The sequence below is a fragment of the Methanobrevibacter smithii ATCC 35061 genome, assembly GCF_000016525.1.
GTDB classification, from domain to species: domain Archaea; phylum Methanobacteriota; class Methanobacteria; order Methanobacteriales; family Methanobacteriaceae; genus Methanocatella; species Methanocatella smithii.
Genome location: NC_009515.1, coordinates 1,408,153 through 1,426,641, shown reverse-complemented (window position 1 = coordinate 1,426,641; position 18,489 = coordinate 1,408,153). Strand labels below are relative to the sequence as shown.

Genomic DNA, 18,489 nt, shown 5'->3' with positions numbered 1-18,489 from the left:
CTCACTATCTTTTTTTCAACTGTTTATCATTATAATATAATCCCACAATCAAAATAAAAATCATTAAAATAATAACATACACCAGCTTATAAGTAGGAGTCAAAATCAGATAAGCACTAAACATACTATAATCCAATTCTTTAACAGACCAGTAAGTTAATCCTAAAATAAAAATTAAAATTGATTCTAAAATCATAAACTCCCCAACAATAAGGGAATACTCTCTTTTTGCATAAAATAATAATTTAGAAAGCTGATAAACTACAAACATTATTATAACTAAAAATAAAGTTAATAATAAGCTATTAAATACTGAAAATCCATCAATATGTGCATCAATACATAATATAGATATATAAAATAAGACGGCAGTTATCAAAGTAACTTCCTTTAAATTATTTTCCTTTTTTAAAAAAATCCATGTTAAAACAAATAAGACAGCTGCCGCTACTATAAACAGATATCCAAAATTACCTGCCAAAAATGACAGACTATCTTTAAAATAGCCAGAAATACTGTTAACACCAATCAGCAAAATTCCAGATAAAACTGCAACAATAATTGCTTTCAAATTATTAGTTTTAAAATTTCCTAAAAAAAGACCAATATTAACTGCAAATAATGCAACAAATATTAATAAATATCCCTCAAATAAACTTAACATTTCAACAGCTCATTAACTCTTTATTATGAGTAATAATATTTGCTACCTGAATATATAAACATATCGTTGAAGTTTTTTTAAAAAAAGTAAAAAGAAGAAAAATGACTATTTGCCATTTTTCTTTTCAATCATGGATTTTATATCATTCCTATAATACAAAGCAATGACAGCTATTATTAATAATATTAAAATACTTATTCCTGCAATTCTTACAACTTCTTCATCAATATCTATAACCTTTGCAACAGATTGAGAAGAACTAGCTGATGCAGAAGAAGAAGCACCATCACTAGAACCAGAGTCACTTGCAGAAGCAGAACATTGAGCAGATGATGCTGATACTGAATTAGCCCCAGCCACACTTAAAGAACCGTCATTTGATCCTCCAGAAGTAGTTGCAGAACTTTGACCTTGCTGTGTGTTAGATGAAGTTCCATTTCCATTCGTATTTTGGTTTGTAGGATTAGAAGGTGGAACAGGATAATTTGGTTTAATATACGCTTCGTAATCAGATAACTTATAAGTTTCCTGACCAGAACTGCCATAATAACCGAACTTTACAATACCGTCACCATTATTGACATGCAAAATACCATTTCCGTTATTAATTTCCATATATCCCCAGTTACCGCCATTATTAACTGAAACTTTCCATGGAATAGCTGTGGTGATTTTGCTGTCTACAGATACAAGTATAGAACCTTTATCAATTTGCTTAACATCAAAACTTAAGAATTCGGTTTTTATTTTATTACAAATCTTAATAAATGGTTCATCATTCCCATCAGTAAGTACCGGACCCATCTTAAAAGCAGGGTAATTATCATTTTCCTTAGCTGCAATATTAAATTCATTATTAAGACCTATAAAATTGTATCCGACACCAGTTAATCCCTCCTCATCGGATCTTACATAATTTTCACCGATGTTAAGACCTACGTCATTATTATGAATTGCATTGTTAGTGATATATAATTCAGAATCACCCTTACAATCAATATTGATTCCATAATCATTATTTGAAACATTATTGTCAGTTATGTTTGTGTAAGGTCCTGACCCATGGAGATTTATTCCATATCCTTTGTTGTATGATATTTGATTATGTTCAATAGTTGTATATTTTACACCATTGTCAAAATAAATACCATTTCCACCTTTAGTAATACAATTAGAGTAGATAAGAGTATTAGTTGAATCTTTAAGATAAATTCCAAAACTTTTTGAATTGGAAATTAAATTTCCAATAATATTTGATTTATCTGTACCGATTACACTAATGCCACGACTATTTTTAGTTATATCATTATTAAGAACCGTAATATTATTAGTTCCCTTCAATAAAATTCCTTCAGAACCGTTTTGAATAATTAAGTTATAAATAACAGTTCCTGCAGCTTTAGATGATTCAATTGTAAAAACTGGGCTTTTGGAATTTCCATTTAAAGTAGATTTAACTGAACTGTAAATATTAACAGGGTTTTTAGATATTGTCAATGATATATTTTCATAGTTTTTACCCGCAAAAATTATATTATCTCCCGCATTTGCAGAATCAAGGATTTTTTGAATTTCAATATTGGACAATCCCTCTGGAATAACAGTTCCTTTAACATCAGACACATAGACATAATTGTAGTGAGTTAAAATTCTGTCATAAGAATCTGTAAAACTAGTGGAAATAACATATGTTCCCTGATTTAATCGTATGCTCAAACTTGCAATACCCTGATTGTTGGTTACCTTATTGTATTTGACTCCATTAACATCAAAAGTGATTGTTTTATTAAAAACTGGAGTTCCATCATCATAAGTAAGGGTAGCATTATAAAATTCACCTTTAGAAAATACTGACACATCAGATGTATTTAATCGAACATTATCTATTTCTATATTCTGCAATACAACATTTTCTACTTGAGACTTATCATATGCATCAGCTGTAGCATTATCACTGTCTTCAGCAGCTACAATGTTTATTGCCAAAAAGAATATTAAAATTGAAATGAAAAACACTTTTTTAACTATATTTTCACCCCCTTTTAAATTATTCACCTAATTACAGAACGAAAATTGTAATTATATACATGATTATAGCGATAGGTAATATAAATAATTATGTAATTTAATTATTACATAAATCTTATAATATAAATATCATGTAATTCGGTTATTTTTCATTTAAAAATCTTAAAATTTTTATAAAACATTAAAAAATGAAATAACACAAACAATTCAATTAAATTCCAATTAAAAAACAAAAACAAACAATTACACCAATGCTATCGAATTTTCAAAGCTTACATTAAAACAAACTGAAAGAAGAAACACAACGATTATATACTAAATAGAAACATAACTAAAAATTACTAATAATACCTTAATGATAGTAACTATCTTTTTTGTCGTTAGATGTTATTAGCTAATTTATAACTTTTATGGAGAGAAATTAAAAATGAAAATAAACAATAAGATTTTAGTATCATTATTGATTGTCCTTATTGCTGCTGTTTCACTTTCTGCTGTTTCAGCTGCAGATGATGCTGCTAGTACTGTAGTATCTTCCCCTGCAGAACAAGTTGAAGCTGTAGAAATTTCCAGCATCGATATGGGCGGAGTAATAAATGAACCTGCTACAGAATCTAAAACCTGGAATGTAAATTCAAGTGCAACTTACGAAGATGTACAAAAAATAATTGACAATTCACAAAGTGGAGATACCATTAACTTCACCAAAGATGCTGTTTACAACTGGCATAGTTCTGAAGTATTAAGTGCTATAACTATTCCACATACTTTAATTATTGAAGGAAACAATGCTACTATTGACTGTGACAATGGATTTATAGCTAACAGTAAAAGTGCTAGTGTTGAAGGAACTGTTTTCCAAAACATTAACTTCAATATAAAACAAGCAAACTTAATAAACGGACGTGGAATTGATTTATCCGGTGTAACTAATATTAAAGTTATTAACTGTACTTTCGCAAACGGTAATGCAGGAGTAAGAACCAGCAGCTGTTCAGACATTACAGTTGACGGATGTTCATTTATTGGAACTACTGATGTAACAACCATTGGTAAAAAAGAAATAGGTACCAAAGCAGTAGCTATTATGGGTGGATCCAACCACAAAATACTAAACAATTACTTTGGAAAAGATTTACTTGACGGAGTATCCATTGCAAGTAACTCTAAAAACAACTTCCAATTTATTAACAACACCTTTGAAGAAAACTGGTACGGTGTATTCTACGGAGGAGGAGTAAGAGGAATTGTTGTTCAAGGTAACACTTTCATAAACAACAAAGTTTATGACTTAGGACTTGTTAAAGCTGCTGGTGAAACCAAAATAATAAACAACACTTTCATTACTGGAAATTATTCCGTAACAGCAAATGGAAAAACCATCGCTGGAACCTGTACTCCTATCTACATAGAACAAGGTAACACCGAACACGGTTATCCAAGTAACATTGAAACTATTACCATTCAAAACAATATATTTAAAGCTTACAACAACACCAACCCTTACACCATCGATGCTGTCCATATTCAAAGTAACGGTGGTCCTTTACTCCCTCTCGGAACCATAACTGTTGCTGACAACACTTATGAAAAAGGAATCACTCCTGTATCATTCATGGATAAAAACTGGGAAGGTGACAATAATACTTACATTATTAGCCCTATAACTTTAGACACTACCGTAAAAGCACCAACTACTGCAATAACTGTTGGTGACTCAATCACTATGCAATTACTTGCAGCAAACGGTATTACTATCCCTAATGCAAAAGTTACCATTACCGCTACCAGCGGAGACATAACCAAAACTATCGAAGCTACTACTGATGCATTTGGTTTATTCACTGTTGAAGGATTAGGCGTTGGAGACTGGACTTTAAACATTGCTTATGCAGGAACCACAACAAGTACCAACGGATACATATACGGTGCATCCGAATCCAAAGTAAAAGTAAGCGTATCCGGTAAAACCGCTTTAACCATTAAAGACACTACCATCATTAAAGGTGGAAAACTTATTTACACTTTAACTGATGCAAACGGCAAAGCTATTGAAAATGTAACTGTTACATTAAAAATAAACGGAAGAGAATACACAAAAGTAACTGATGAAAACGGTAATATCTTCATGGGCATTAACCTCCAACCTAACGATTACGCAATTACTGCAACATGTAAAGTTGGAAATGATACCATAACCTCAAAAGATGTTATTACTGTAACTTCCAACATCATCACTAAAGACATTACTTTATACTTCAGAAACGGTACTTCTTTCGAAGCTACTATTTTAGATGGTGAAGGAAAACCTGTTGGAGAAGGACAAAGTGTAACTTTCAACATCAACGGTGTATTCTATACCAAAACTACTGATGAAAATGGTATGGTAAAATTAGGTATTAAATTATTACCTGACGAATATATCATTACTACCATTTACGGAGGTATTCAAATATCCAACAAAGTTACTGTACTCTCAACTTTAGAAACCAGCGACTTAGAAATGACTTACGGTCAAAATAAAAGTTTTGTTGCAAAAACATTAGACGGACAAGGTAAAGTATTAGCTAACCAAACTGTGAAATTTAATATTAACGGTGTATTATACACAAAAACAACCAACGAAGCTGGTGAAGCTAGCTTAAATATTAGATTATTACCAGGCCAATACATCATTACCTCCGAATATAACGGTTATCAAGTTGGTAATCACGTAACTGTTAACCAATAAATATTAAATTAGAGGTTTTATAACCTCTACTTCTTTCTTTTTTTTAAAAATTTTAGACGCTCTTGCTGTCCATCCCTTATTTTTTATTTAACCTCCCAAATCAAAAGACAACAAATATATAACAACAGATATGATATTTATTATTAATCATATCGCTATAAAATATGAGGTAAATAATATGAATAAGAAAATAATATTAATTTTAATAAGTATTTTCGTGTTATTTGCATTTGCACAAGGCATTAGTGCTGCAGATATGGACAATAGCACTAATGCAATAAGCCAGGCAGAAACACATGAAGTACTAGGAACCACATATGTTGTCGATGGTTCTGCAGAAAATCAAATGAACGACCCGACAATACAGACTGCAATAAATAATGCAAAAGCTGGAGACACCATAGAAATTACTGGAAAAAACTATGAACACTGCCATTTTGTCGTAGATAAAAAATTAAATATCATAAGTAATGTAGGAACAACAATGTCTACATGCCCAAGTAATATTAAAGGATCAAATGGTGTTGGGATATTTTACTTCAGCCCAGAGGCATCAGGATCTGTTCTTTCAGGATTTACTTTTGTAAATGATGCTGCTAAAAACGGAGAAGTTGATCCGTATGCAGTTTATATTGAAGGTGCAAAAGATATTCAGATAACTAACAATATAATAGACCAGGTAACCAATGGTCCTGGAATATATATAAAAGATGCTTCAAACATTACAATTAACAATAACAATATCCAATATTCCCAAAATGGAATATTAATAGAAAATAATAATAAAATTACTATAAAAGACAATGATATTGAAAATAATAAAAATTCCGGAATTTACATTGGAGAAGGCAATAAAAATATCAACATAATAAACAACAACATTGTGAAAAATAATTGGAAAGGTGTTGTTGTTAATTCTGCAAATAATGTGAACATAATAAGCAATGTCATTATGGCAAATAGGGACAATCCTGTTCAAGCAAGAGCAAAAAACGGAGCAGGAATATATGTTGACTGTGCAGTAGATAGCTTAAAAATAAACGGCAATTACATTTTTGAAAATGGAAATTACGGAATATTTGATACTTACAAAACTAAAGAAAGTTTTGAAGAAAACTATAAATCACAGGAAATTAACTTCAACATTTTTGTAGGGCATAACACTAGAGGAATCTTTGCACAGCAAAATGAAGCTGGACAAACCGGAATCATTTATGTTGGAAGCAATGCATATTCCTTTGAACAGCTTTGTCCAAGTACATTCTATGAACCTGGAATATTAAAAGACGGTACACAGGATATGATATTTGGAGAAATGACCAAAATATCAAAAGGCATATATAAAATAACCTTTATTAATGCAAAAACCGGTGAAGTAGTAAAATGTTTAAGTGCCGGAAATGTAACTTTCTTCTTAAATAAAGAAGGAACTGACAGCAGCATAAAACCGGGAGATACATATCAAATTGTATCAATAATAAATGGAACTGCTACTGTAAACTTTAAAAATGCTACTTTTAAACCTACCCAAAATGTATTGATTGCTCTTGGACCTGGATACGGTACAATAAGCCAAACTAATACTTCAACAAGACCATGTGCATACTATAATATACCTGATTCCGACATTCCGTCAAATGATACTAAAAGTAGTGATTTAACCATCCAAAATACAAATATTTACTACGGAGGAAAATTAATCTACATTTTAAAAGACAATGATGGAACTGCAATTGCAAATGCTAATATTAGCCTTACAATCAATGGTAAAACCTACAATAAAACCACTGATAAAGATGGAATTGCATATATGAACATCAGGTTGGTTTCCAGCAAACAATACAATGTAACTGCAACATATGCAGGAACTGATGACTACAAGGGAACTACATTAAATAGCACAATAACAGTAATTCCAACAATTACTGCAGAAGATGTTGAAAAAATCTTTAGAAATCAAACTCAGTACTATCCAAAACTTACAGACAGTAACGGAAACCCATTAAAAGATACAAAAGTAACTATGAACATTAATGGAGTGTTCTACACCAAAATTACAAATGAGAAAGGAATAGCCACTCAAAACATCAACTTACTTCCCGGAAAATACATAATAACAAGTACAAACACAGCAACTGGCGAGTCAATCTCCAACACAATTATTGTAAAACCTAATATGGATCAAAATACTGATTTAGTAAAATACTACAAAAACGGCACACAATACAATGTAAGAGCTCTTGACGGACAAGGAAACCCACTAGCTAACCAAGAAATAACATTCAACATCAACGGAGTATTCTACACCAAAACCACAAACGACAAAGGAATAGCCACTCAAAACATCAACTTACTTCCTGGAAAATACATAATAACCGCAATATACAACAACTGCTTTGTTTCAAACAACATCACAGTATTGCCTAACATGGATCAAAATACTGATTTAGTAAAATACTACAAAAACGGCACACAATACAATGTAAGAGCTCTTGACGGACAAGGAAACCCACTAGCTAACCAAGAAATAACATTCAACATCAACGGAGTATTCTACACCAAAACCACAAACGACAAAGGAATAGCCACCCTAAACATCAATTTACACCCAGGAAAATACATAATAACCGCAATATACAACAACTGCTTTGTTTCAAACAACATCACAGTATTGCCTGTATTGACTGCTGATGATTTAACAAAATACTTTGGAATTCCTGCTTCATTAAATTCAAAATTAGTTGACGGGCAAGGCAATCCTTTAGCTAATCAAACTGTAACTTACAACATCAACGGAGTATTCTACAATAAAATTACTGATGTAAATGGAATAGCTAAATTAAATATTAACTTAAATCCTGGAGAATATATTGCAACCATTACACATGAATCAACTTTTGCAAGTGCCAAAGTCGTTGTTTTAAATCCGCAAGTAGTTAAAGAAAATGCTACAAACAGCGAAATTCAAAATATTATAAACTCTATCGATAATAAAGGTGCTGTTAAATTCCTAGGTAAATTTTACAATGATATTTCCCTAGACATTACAAAAAGCATCATTCTTACAAGTGATGTCAACACCACATTAAACGGAAAATTAAATACCTGTGTTTTAAATATTAAAGCAGACAATGTTTTAGTTAAAAACTTAAATATTAATGGAAATAATGTGTCTGGAATTGTAGTTAATAATGTTAAAAATACAGTCATTGAAAATAACAACATTAACAACTTATTAAATAAAAGCAATATGGACAACTATAACTCTGGTAAAACATTACTTCCTGGAAATGGTATTGCACTGTTAAACTCCAAAAACACAGTCATTGAAAACAACAACATCCAATATTATTACAATGGGATTTACTTAAATGGTGCAAAATACACCACCATTCAAAAGAACACCATAACCAAAAACAATTTCGGTGTTGAATTTGATAAGGGTGCTTCAAACACCTTAATTAATGACAATGACATTATTGAAAATATTGGTTTTAAAACCATGACAATGATTGAAGGTCCTTATGGATACGGAATAAGCATGAGGCATTCCGGAGTAAATGTAACTGTAACCAACAATAGAATTAATAATAACTACATGGGAGTATTTATTGATGCTAAAAACTGTAGCGGAATTGTAATTACAGGTAATGAAATTTCAAACAGTACCATTGAAGGTTTAACTGTAAATGAAAACTACACCTATGCTCCAGGAGCTGTTCTTGTTGTAGAAAATAATGCCATTTACAATAATGCTAAAGGACCAAGCCAAATAATTCTGGGAGAAGTTAGTGCTAACCCTAATGGAATTTATGGACCGGGTGAATGGAATGACACCTTAAAATTAGAATTAGGACCTAACTGGTACGGAACAAACAGGTACACAACCTGGGGATTAAATCAAACCGGGCCCGGAACAATCTGTCCTAGGATTCATACTACCCTAATTCCATACAACATAAGCTGCATTTCCCCTGGAAAATACGAAGTAACTTTCTACAATAATGGCAGCATAGCTAGCAAACTTCCCGATTTAACAACATACTTTGTATTAAACTATAATACTGATAAAGAAGAAGTAGTGGAAGTTGTTGTACACCAAGGAAAAGCTACCTTTGAGTTTTCAACTAAAAATTATGACTCATCAAACAATATTATAGAAGGATTTTCAGTATTTGATCCAAATAGGCCAAAAACAGTAATATACACTTATAATGTTCCCGAAAGTGAAATTCCAAAATAGATAGTACTTATTTACTATCTAACTTTTTTTATTTTAAAAAAAAATAGTAAAATGCCACAAAATGTGGCTTAATTATTCATCATCTTCAATTACTTCATAGTAAGAACCTTCTGCACATGAAATACAGATAGGTTTTCCGCCTCTTACCAAATGACGTCCATCAGTTACTTTTTCACCACAGACAGAACACCATGCAGAAGTATGAGGTTTACCAGGCATTTGAGATGGAGTTAATTCTACTTTAACTTTTTCTACATTAAATAACTCTTCAGGAGGAGTGACTCTGAAACGGTGAATCATTTCTTCTCTGGTTTCCTGAGATTTATCTTTTTTATTTGCATCAGCATCAGATACTCTTAAAGCTTCACCAGTATCCATATTATAGAAAGTTACTGCAAATTTACCATAATACATTTGTTTTAATGAACGTTTACCCATGGAACATTTTGTAACAGCCTGAACTGCATCAGCCATACATCTGTCGATTTCTAAAAAGACAATTAAGTTTTTGTGTCTTTGATTTAATTCCATCCCCATTAAATCTAAACCATACATGGCTAATTTAGTTCCAATAGCTATTCCACCACATATTTCTCCGTGGAAATCACCTGCTTTTGCTAATTGTTCATCATAGTCTTCTTCAGTCATCATTTTATCACCTTATATATCTAATTTTAAGTTTGTTTTCATAGGTACACAAACTTTTCTATTTTCATCTAATTCAATTAATTTAACATCGATAGAGTAAGCTTCTTTTAAGTTGTCTTCAGTTACTACATCTCCAGGAGCTCCAAAATCAATGAACTTTTTATTTTTCATAATAGCTACTTTAGTAGAGCTTAAAAATGCATGATCAGGAAAATGTGAAGACATTATAACTGACAAACCTGCTTCCGCCAGCCTATCAATAATTTCTAAAAGTTTAATCTGATTACCAAAATCCAAATGAGATGTTGGTTCATCCAATATTAAAATATCTGGTTGCTGTGTAAGTACTCTGGCTAAAAATACCAGTTGCCTTTCACCACCACTAAGATTAGTATATTCTTTATCCTTTAAATCATATATCCCCAATGTTTTTAATGATTTTATAGCTATTTTCTCATCTTCAGCTCTTGGAGACTGAGTTAAATTAAGATATGGTGCTCTACCCATCAGCACAACATCAAAAACTGTAAATGGAAACGACGGAACATGTGATTGTGGAATATAACCAATATGTTTAGAAATTTGAGAAAAGGACAATGTTTCAATATTTTCACCATTAATTAAAATTTCACCGGAATCAATATCATGCAACCCGTTTAGACATTTAATTAAAGTTGTTTTACCTGTCCCATTTGGTCCAAGAATACATAATACATCTCCTCTTTTTATAGAAAAACTGATGTTTTCAAATATTAAATTATCCTCATAAGAAAAGGATATATTGTTAACTTCCAATATTTTATCTTCTACGACCATTCTGAATACCCCTTTCTAAGTAAATACAAGAATATCGGAACACCGATAACTGCTGTTAAAATTCCTATAGGTATTTCAATTGAAATTACTGCTCTGGATATATTGTCAATTAAAAGTAAGAAACTGGCTCCCAAACTTAAAGAAGCAGGAATCAGAATCTTGTTATCCGGACCTACAATCATTCTTGTCATGTGGGGAATAACCAAACCTAACCATCCGATGATTCCGCTAATGGAAACTGCCGCGGAAGTAAGTAAAGTACATGCTGCAATTACAACCAGTCTGGTTCTTGAAGGATTTAAACCTAAAGCCTGTGCTTCTTCATCACCCATAGACAATAGATTAATACGCCATCTAAGCAACATTAAAACAACAACGCCAATGATTATCGGAACTGAAATCATTATCAGTTTATCAACAGTAATAGAAGCCAGACTTCCCATCAGCCAGTAGACAATTTCAGGTAATTTATCATCAGGATCAGCTATAAACTTAACTGCTGAAACTAATGCTCCAAAGAATGCTGAAATAGCTACTCCAGATAAAACTAAAACTAAAATTCCACCGTTTTTATAAGATTTTGAAATCAAATATGTAATTGATACTGAAATCAGTCCAAATACAAATGCGAATATTTGAGTTACAACATTTAATCCTGAAAGTAAAATAGCCAATGCCGCTCCAAAACCTGCACCGTTAGACACTCCGAGCAAATCTGAAGATACTAACGGGTTTTTAAAGATTCCCTGAAACGCAGAACCTGCCATAGCCAATGCTGCCCCTACAACAAATGCCCCAATAATACGTGGAAGTCTTATTTCAAATACAATAGTTGTAATAGTTTGAGACACTTCCAATTGTGGAAATATAGGGCACAATATAGTTTTAATCACATCAACCGGGTCAATCGGATATCTTCCAATCAAAAAAGATGCAAAAAAAAGAATTATAGGAAGGAAAACTAAAAGCACAATACTTAATATTTCCTTATTTTCCTCATTCATATAAATCCCTTACAAGTTTGACTCCTTAAGTCCTGAATCAAGCAACAACTGTTTAGCTTGCTCATCACTTAAATCAAAGTGATAAAACTCACTGTAAAACTCCTGAGTAGTGGAAATCATATCTATATCCTGATACTCCTCAGGATAAATACATTTTGCAGTCCATGGAACACCAATAATCATGTTTGCTCCGACAGGCCTGTCAAACCATTTAAATGGAGACTGCGGTGATAAATACACATCATGATTTTTAACTGCTGTAATCCCTGCCCAGTTCGGATTGTCATATACTTTTCCATAGAAATCAGGATTGGTAGTAATAATAACATCAGGATTCCATTTAATAATCTGCTCCATAGATACCTGAATACCAGAAGTAGTATTTCCCTGAGCTAAAGAATTAGCCACATTTTCTCCACCAACAAGATCAATTAATTGGCCATGAGTTGAATTAGATGGATTTGTTTGAAGTCCGTCATTACCCTGAGCATAATATACTGTTTTCTTATCAGTAATCTGGCCGGATTTCTGATGTACGATATTCAAATATTTATCATTGAAATCTGTTAATTTTTTAGCATTGTCCTGTGCTCCCAAAACATCTCCAATGAAAGTTATTGATCCATCGACTTTTTCAACATCTGTAGTGTCATTAACTGCAACAACAGGAATTTCACCAAATTTATTCTGACGTTCTTGAACAGTAGCTAAATCTCCATCTCCTCCCTCATCAATAGATTCAATAACCATATCAGGTTCAGATGCTATGAATTCTTCATAGCTACCATCTTGTGTTCCATACCAACCTCCAACAACAGGAAGGCTGGCATATTGAGATGGGATGTATTTAAGTTCGTCATCAGTCCATTGGAAATTAACTGCAGTTAACTTCTCCGGAGCAATCATATAAATTACAGTAGTCATTGGAGGACTAGTAGCTACCACATTACCAACAGAAGCAGGTATTTGTACTGTCCTTCCAACCATATCAGTTATATTTTTAGATCCCACTGTTTCTACAGTAGAAGGAGTTAAAAATAAGTGAGCAGCAACTCCGCATATAACTAAAACAGCCAAAATTAAAATAATAATCTTACTCTTCTTTTCCATAAATATCACTAAACATTCAGTCAAATAAAATATATATTGATATGAAATTATTTACTTAAAGAGATAAATAATTTACTAAAACTTTTAAGTTATTTATATTCAAAAATCAAATAATGAATTAAAGGGGAATTATATGAAACAGATAATGGAAGAAAAAGCCCAAAATTATAAAAATGGAAAAATAAATTATGTTACAGAAAAAGTCGTTAAAGATTCTACCATAACATTAACAATAAACAATGAAATCAGCCGCAGCCTATCTGCAATTGAAGATTCACTTGAAGAATTTGCTGTAGGTTATTTATTTAATGAGAATATGGTAAAATCCATAGATGACATTGAAAAAATTGAAATCAATGAAAATCATATTAATGTAGAAATTGATGATAAACTTCTTAAAACAAAAGAAACAGTTTTATGTTCCGATTCTTCAGGAGGCTGGAGAAGTAAAATAAAAGAAATTGAACCGATAAGCTCTGATTTTCAGGTTGAAGCTGATGAACTGATTAACAGAATTGAAGAACTGAAAAATAATGCTCAAATCTGGCAGGCCACAGGAGGGACACATGTAGCTGGAATTGTTTATAAAAATAATTTCATTGTAAAAGAAGATGTAAGTCGACATGTAGCAGTAGATAAAGTTATTGGCTATGGCATATTGCATAATTATGATTTAAGCAACAGCTATGTAATTTACAGCGGCAGAATGCCTGCAGACATGGTAATAAAAATAGTTAGATCCGGAATACCGGTACTTGCATCAAATGCTGCTCCGGCATATTCAGGATGTGAAACAGCTAAAAAAGGAAATGTAACTCTTGTTGGATTTTTAAGAGGTCAAAGATTTAATGTTTACAATAATAAAAATAGAATAATATTTTAGAGTTAAAATTACTCTAAAACAGTGTGTCTTGATTTTAAATCACTTTCTGTTTGATGCATTTTTTCCATTAATTCGGAAACAATTGCATCTAAAAATACTAATGTAGTTAACTCAAAAGCAGTTCCAAGAGGAGTTAAAGAAGTATAATTTCCGTATATTTGACGTTTCATATAATTTTGATCATCCACTTCTTTTTTAGTCCTTCCTTTAACAAGTAAATGACCGTCAGCCAATTGGCCAAGAGTTGATTCAGGATATGAAGTAACAGCCAATACTTTAGAACCCCTATTTTTTGCGATTCTTGCTGCAGATACAATAGTGTTGGTTTCTCCAGAACCGGAAATAGCTATAATACAGTCATCATCATAAATAGCTGGAGAAATAGTTTCACCAACAACATAAGAACTAATTCCCAAATGCATTAATCTCATTGCAAAAGCTTTAGCTGCAAGACCTGACCTTCCTGCACCAGTTACAAAAACATTTTTTGAGTTCATTATAATGTCTTCAAATTCATTAATAGCATCTTCATCTAAAAATTCTTCAGCACAAACAATATTATCTAAAATAGCTTTAATTGAAGTTTTCATCAATTCCATCTTATCCAATTCCCAAAATATATTATCAAAACAATATTATTAATTATGATTACAGCTTTATATATAATTAATTATGAAACTAAAAAGCAAAGGTATCATCAATTTAGATATAAATGGTGAAATTTATGACTATAAATTATATCAAAGTCTAAATTCATTAGCTAAAACAGGTTCACAGAGAAAATCAGCTAAAGAGTTAAATATTTCACATACTGTTTTTAATAGAAGATTGCTTAAAGCTGAAGACAAATTGGGAGTTAAAATTACTCAAAAACAGGGAAATGGTACTTTATTAACACCTGAAGGCGAAGCATTGCTTGAAGAGTATAAAAAATATTTAATCCAAATAGATAAAACCTCTGAAATCAATATCTGCGGAGGCCATATCAGTACAGGGCTTTTAGAAAGTATTGATACAACATTCAATACAAACATTTACAGCAGCAATGATGAAGATGCTTTTAAACTGGCTAAAAGAGGTGTTGTAGATTTATTAACATTAGATGATCCACTAATAGCTTTTGAACGGGATTTGAATATGATTCCAATAGCTTATGATTATCTGGTACTGATAGCCAGCCCCAATTCCAAACCTATTAAAAGTATACATGAGTTAGAAGGATTGAATTTTGTAAATGTTCAGGGTTCTGCCCAAAGGCTTGCATGGAATACTCTAGAACACTATGACATCAATTATAAAATTAAATCAAATGTAAATTCACAATTTGATGCATTCAAATTAGTCAGAAATTCTGAAAATTTATATAGTTTTTTAAATGCCAGTTATTTCAAAGGAAATGACATTTTAAAGTTCGATACAAGGCATGTTATCAGTTTAATAAAAGTAAATGATGAAAAAGAAGAGTTGGACCAATTCATTGAATATCTGTTAACTGATGGACAAACAGCCATTAAAAACCAGGGTTTCATTCCTATTGATTAAAAGTTTTCAAATGCCCTAAGGAAATAAAAATTTAATTAAACATATAAAAGTTATTTTTGTTGAAAAATTTATACCAAAGCAACCAAAAATTTTTTAAAAATCATAAAATAAACAATAAATAGACAAACAAAAAAGGAGAAAAGAACATGGCAAAAAACAGAGATTTACTATCTATCGGACATTCTGCACTTGATTATATCATTAGAGTACCAGAGTTTCCTAAAGCTAATTTCTCAGCACCAATAAACGATATGAAGACATTTAATGGTGGTGCTGCAGCTAATGTTGCACTTGTTGGAGCAAAACTAGGTTTAAAAACATCATTAGTTTCAGCAGTAGGTGGGGACTTTAAAAAATCCAATTATTATGAAATAATGGAAAGTTTAGATGTAAATACTGATTCATTAATCATAGTTCCTGGAGAAACAAGTCCTACAGCATTTGTTTTAACTGATGAAAATGATGACCAGATTAGCTATTTCTACTGGGGAGCTGCTAAAGAATTTGCATCAAGTAAAGTGCCTACACAAGCAATATCCAATGCAGAGGCTGTTCATTTAGCTACTGGTGATCCTCACTTTAACTGGAAATGTAGTGAAGAAGCAAAAAAACAGGATTTACTTGTTTCTTTTGACCCTGGTCAGGATCTTGGAATGTACGATACAGACAAATTAAGAGACGTTATTACAAATACTACCATCCTTTTTGGAAACCATCATGAAATTAGAAGAATACTGGAATCATTAGAAGTGGATTTAGACGGATTAAGGGAAATCGGTCCTAAAATTATTGTAAAAACCTGCGGAGCTAATGGGAGTGAAATCTATTCAAACAATGAAAAAATCAAAATTGATGCTATTGTTCGTGAAGCTGTGGATCCTACTGGAGCAGGAGACTCCTACAGGGCAGGATTTTTATCAAGATTCTTAAACGGAGAATCACTTGAACAATCTGCTAAATTTGCATCATCAGTATCCTCTTTTATTGTAGAAGAACAAGGATGTCAAACTAACATGCCTACTTTCGATGATGCCTTTGATAGAATGAGTGAATTTTATTAATCACTCTTTTTTACTTATTTTTTTTAAAATAAACTTTAGATATATCAATTTTTTTTGAATTAAACTCAATCAGATTAATTTAAATACTATTACACAAAAATAGAGTAGTATCAACCAAAAATGATAAGTTTTTAAAACTTATTTGATATTTTTAAAAATCATTTGACTAAATTAATGTGATGACCTATGACACAGATAATGGATGCAAAAAAAGGTATTTTAACTGATGAAATGAAACAGGTAGCTGCAAAGGAAAATGTTTCTGAAGAATTCATTTTAAAATCAGTAGCTAACGGAACAATAGTAATTCCATCTAATGTAAACAGAGATATTGAAGCTTCAGGTATTGGTGCAGGACTTAGAACAAAAGTAAATGCAACTGTTGGAACCTCAACAGATATTGTTGACTTTGATGAAGAAGTACTAAAAGCACAAATTGCAATTGATAATGGTGCAGACTGTTTAATGGAATTAAGTATTGGTGGAGATTTAGATGTAATTAGAAGAAGAGTTCTTGATATGTCTCCATTACCAGTAGGTTCAGTACCAGTTTATCAGGCAGCTATTGAAAGAATTAGAAAGGACGGCTCCGTAGTTTACATGGAAGAAGAAGATTTATTCAAAACCATTGAAAAACAAGCAAAAGATGGTATTGACTTCATGGCTGTTCACAGTAGTATCAACATTGAAACTTTAACCAGACTCAAAAGACAGGGTCGTGTAACCGGACTTGTATCCCGTGGAGGATCATTTATGTCCGGATGGATTGTTGAAAACGAAAAAGAAAATCCGTTATACTCAAACTTTGACTATGTTTTAGAGATTGCTAAGGAACATGATGTTGTTCTTTCACTTGCAAACGGTATGAGAGCAGGGTCAATTGCCGATTCAACAGACAGGGCTCAAATCCAAGAATTGATCATTTTAGGAGAACTAATCGACAGATCCCGTGAATCTGGAGTGCAATGTATGATTGAAGGACCTGGACACATTCCAATTAACGAAATCCCAACAAATGTTATGATTCAAAAGAAAATGTGTTCTAACGCTCCTTTCTATATGCTCGGACCTATTGTATGTGATGTGGCACCAGGTTACGACCACATCGTATCTGCAATTGGTGCTGCATCTTCTGCAAAAGCAGGAGCAGATTTCATCTGTTATGTAACTCCTGCAGAACACCTTGCTCTTCCAAACCCTGATGATGTAAAAGAAGGAGTAATTGCAACAAAAATTGGAGCTTATGCAGGTGACTTGGCAACTGGTGCAGTCGACGGTTCACAGGATTTAGCTATGGCTGAAGCTCGTAAAAAACTTGACTGGGAAGCACAATACTCATGCGCAATGTTCCCTGAAGCTGCACGTGCAAAAAGAGACCAAAGACCTCCTGAAGAAGAAGACACATGTACCATGTGTGGAAATTATTGTGCAGTAAAAATCGTAAACGAATGGTTGGACCAGTCCGATTCCGACTTAATTAAATAGATAGATTCTATCTATTTTATTCTTTTTTTAAATTATAATTTGCCATTTCCTCAAAACAATTTTTATATCTCTTACAATTTTATTTAAATAACTTCAATTTAATTTAAAGTATTATAACTAAAAAAAAACATCTGGGAAAATAAAATGAAAAAATTTTAAAATAATCTCAGATAATAGAGAATTTTAGCCATACAAATATAAACTTCACAATAATGTAACATTTTTACTTAATCTTTTTATATTAATAACAAGAAATATTAAATGTATAACTTAT

General features: G+C 31.9%; 13 protein-coding genes. 6 read left to right on the top strand and 7 right to left on the bottom strand.

Annotation, left to right across the window (positions count from 1 at the left end):
- Positions 1–4: 4 nt before the first annotated feature.
- Together MSM_RS07045 and MSM_RS07040 are read right to left on the bottom strand one after the other, a co-directional pair.
- Positions 5–664 (bottom strand): hypothetical protein, encoded by a 660-nt coding sequence (locus tag MSM_RS07045; RefSeq protein ID WP_011954488.1) that lies wholly within the window; start codon positions 662–664, stop codon positions 5–7.
- A 105-nt stretch (positions 665–769) separates the two neighbouring features.
- The gene (locus MSM_RS07040; protein WP_048058691.1) at positions 770–2,680 is read right to left on the bottom strand and encodes a right-handed parallel beta-helix repeat-containing protein; all 1,911 of its coding nucleotides are present in this window, start codon (positions 2,678–2,680) and stop codon (positions 770–772) included.
- Positions 2,681–3,119: 439 nt separating this feature from the next.
- On the opposite strand from MSM_RS07040, the gene MSM_RS07035 reads away from it, so the two are divergent.
- Both MSM_RS07035 and MSM_RS07030 read left to right on the top strand, forming a co-directional pair.
- Positions 3,120–5,423, top strand: a complete 2,304-nt coding sequence (locus MSM_RS07035) for a right-handed parallel beta-helix repeat-containing protein (protein WP_011954486.1) — start codon at positions 3,120–3,122, stop codon at positions 5,421–5,423.
- A gap of 178 nt (positions 5,424–5,601) precedes the next feature.
- Positions 5,602–9,666, top strand: a complete 4,065-nt coding sequence (locus tag MSM_RS07030) for a right-handed parallel beta-helix repeat-containing protein (protein ID WP_048058636.1) — start codon at positions 5,602–5,604, stop codon at positions 9,664–9,666.
- A gap of 72 nt (positions 9,667–9,738) precedes the next feature.
- On the opposite strand, the gene MSM_RS07025 is transcribed toward MSM_RS07030, so the two are convergent.
- The 4 genes from MSM_RS07025 to MSM_RS07010 are packed head-to-tail and all read right to left on the bottom strand — an operon-like array spanning position 9,739 to position 13,244.
- Positions 9,739–10,317: an FmdE family protein gene (locus tag MSM_RS07025; protein ID WP_011954484.1), complete on the bottom strand. Its 579-nt coding sequence runs from the start codon at positions 10,315–10,317 to the stop codon at positions 9,739–9,741.
- A 9-nt stretch (positions 10,318–10,326) separates the two neighbouring features.
- A complete protein-coding gene (locus MSM_RS07020; RefSeq protein ID WP_011954483.1) occupies positions 10,327–11,130 on the bottom strand; it encodes an ABC transporter ATP-binding protein in 804 nt (267 codons plus the stop codon).
- Complete coding sequence (locus tag MSM_RS07015; RefSeq protein ID WP_011954482.1) at positions 11,121–12,134, bottom strand: FecCD family ABC transporter permease; 1,014 nt, start codon at positions 12,132–12,134, stop codon at positions 11,121–11,123. The genes MSM_RS07020 and MSM_RS07015 overlap by 10 nt, the downstream gene beginning before the upstream one ends.
- A 9-nt stretch (positions 12,135–12,143) precedes the next feature.
- Positions 12,144–13,244 carry an ABC transporter substrate-binding protein gene (locus MSM_RS07010; RefSeq protein WP_011954481.1) on the bottom strand — a complete coding sequence of 367 codons (1,101 nt, stop codon included), beginning with the start codon at positions 13,242–13,244 and terminating at the stop codon, positions 12,144–12,146.
- A gap of 133 nt (positions 13,245–13,377) precedes the next feature.
- Here MSM_RS07010 and fdhD point away from each other — a divergent pair, with 133 nt between their 5' ends.
- Complete coding sequence (gene fdhD / locus MSM_RS07005) at positions 13,378–14,127, top strand: formate dehydrogenase accessory sulfurtransferase FdhD (RefSeq protein ID WP_011954480.1); 750 nt, start codon at positions 13,378–13,380, stop codon at positions 14,125–14,127.
- Between the two features lie 8 nt (positions 14,128–14,135).
- On the opposite strand, the gene hxlB is transcribed toward fdhD, so the two are convergent.
- Positions 14,136–14,726 carry a 6-phospho-3-hexuloisomerase gene (gene hxlB, locus MSM_RS07000; RefSeq protein ID WP_011954479.1) on the bottom strand — a complete coding sequence of 197 codons (591 nt, stop codon included), beginning with the start codon at positions 14,724–14,726 and terminating at the stop codon, positions 14,136–14,138.
- Positions 14,727–14,799: 73 nt separating this feature from the next.
- Between hxlB and MSM_RS06995 the strand changes: the two genes are divergently transcribed.
- The 3 genes from MSM_RS06995 (at position 14,800) to thiC (ending at position 18,215) form a co-directional block, all read left to right on the top strand.
- Positions 14,800–15,669, top strand: a complete 870-nt coding sequence (locus MSM_RS06995) for a helix-turn-helix domain-containing protein (protein ID WP_004032515.1) — start codon at positions 14,800–14,802, stop codon at positions 15,667–15,669.
- Positions 15,670–15,815: 146 nt separating this feature from the next.
- On the top strand, positions 15,816–16,730 hold the full coding sequence (locus MSM_RS06990; protein WP_004032517.1) for a carbohydrate kinase family protein: 915 nt from the start codon (positions 15,816–15,818) through the stop codon (positions 16,728–16,730).
- A 186-nt stretch (positions 16,731–16,916) separates the two neighbouring features.
- Positions 16,917–18,215, top strand: coding sequence for a phosphomethylpyrimidine synthase (gene thiC / locus MSM_RS06985; protein WP_011954478.1), 1,299 nt, complete (start codon positions 16,917–16,919; stop codon positions 18,213–18,215).
- Positions 18,216–18,489 lie beyond the last annotated feature (274 nt).

Bases quoted from the DNA above. Each gene is read 5' to 3' on its own strand.
- MSM_RS06995 (WP_004032515.1), top strand. From the start codon at position 14,800: ATGAAACTAAAAAGCAAAGGTATCATCAATTTAGATATAAATGGTGAA.
- MSM_RS07025 (WP_011954484.1), bottom strand. From the start codon at position 10,317: ATGATGACTGAAGAAGACTATGATGAACAATTAGCAAAAGCAGGTGAT.
- MSM_RS07010 (WP_011954481.1), bottom strand. From the start codon at position 13,244: ATGGAAAAGAAGAGTAAGATTATTATTTTAATTTTGGCTGTTTTAGTT.
- MSM_RS06990 (WP_004032517.1), top strand. From the start codon at position 15,816: ATGGCAAAAAACAGAGATTTACTATCTATCGGACATTCTGCACTTGAT.
- MSM_RS07045 (WP_011954488.1), bottom strand. From the start codon at position 664: ATGTTAAGTTTATTTGAGGGATATTTATTAATATTTGTTGCATTATTT.
- hxlB (WP_011954479.1), bottom strand. From the start codon at position 14,726: ATGGAATTGATGAAAACTTCAATTAAAGCTATTTTAGATAATATTGTT.
- MSM_RS07030 (WP_048058636.1), top strand. From the start codon at position 5,602: ATGAATAAGAAAATAATATTAATTTTAATAAGTATTTTCGTGTTATTT.
- MSM_RS07020 (WP_011954483.1), bottom strand. From the start codon at position 11,130: ATGGTCGTAGAAGATAAAATATTGGAAGTTAACAATATATCCTTTTCT.
- fdhD (WP_011954480.1), top strand. From the start codon at position 13,378: ATGAAACAGATAATGGAAGAAAAAGCCCAAAATTATAAAAATGGAAAA.
- MSM_RS07015 (WP_011954482.1), bottom strand. From the start codon at position 12,134: ATGAATGAGGAAAATAAGGAAATATTAAGTATTGTGCTTTTAGTTTTC.
- thiC (WP_011954478.1), top strand. From the start codon at position 16,917: ATGACACAGATAATGGATGCAAAAAAAGGTATTTTAACTGATGAAATG.
- MSM_RS07035 (WP_011954486.1), top strand. From the start codon at position 3,120: ATGAAAATAAACAATAAGATTTTAGTATCATTATTGATTGTCCTTATT.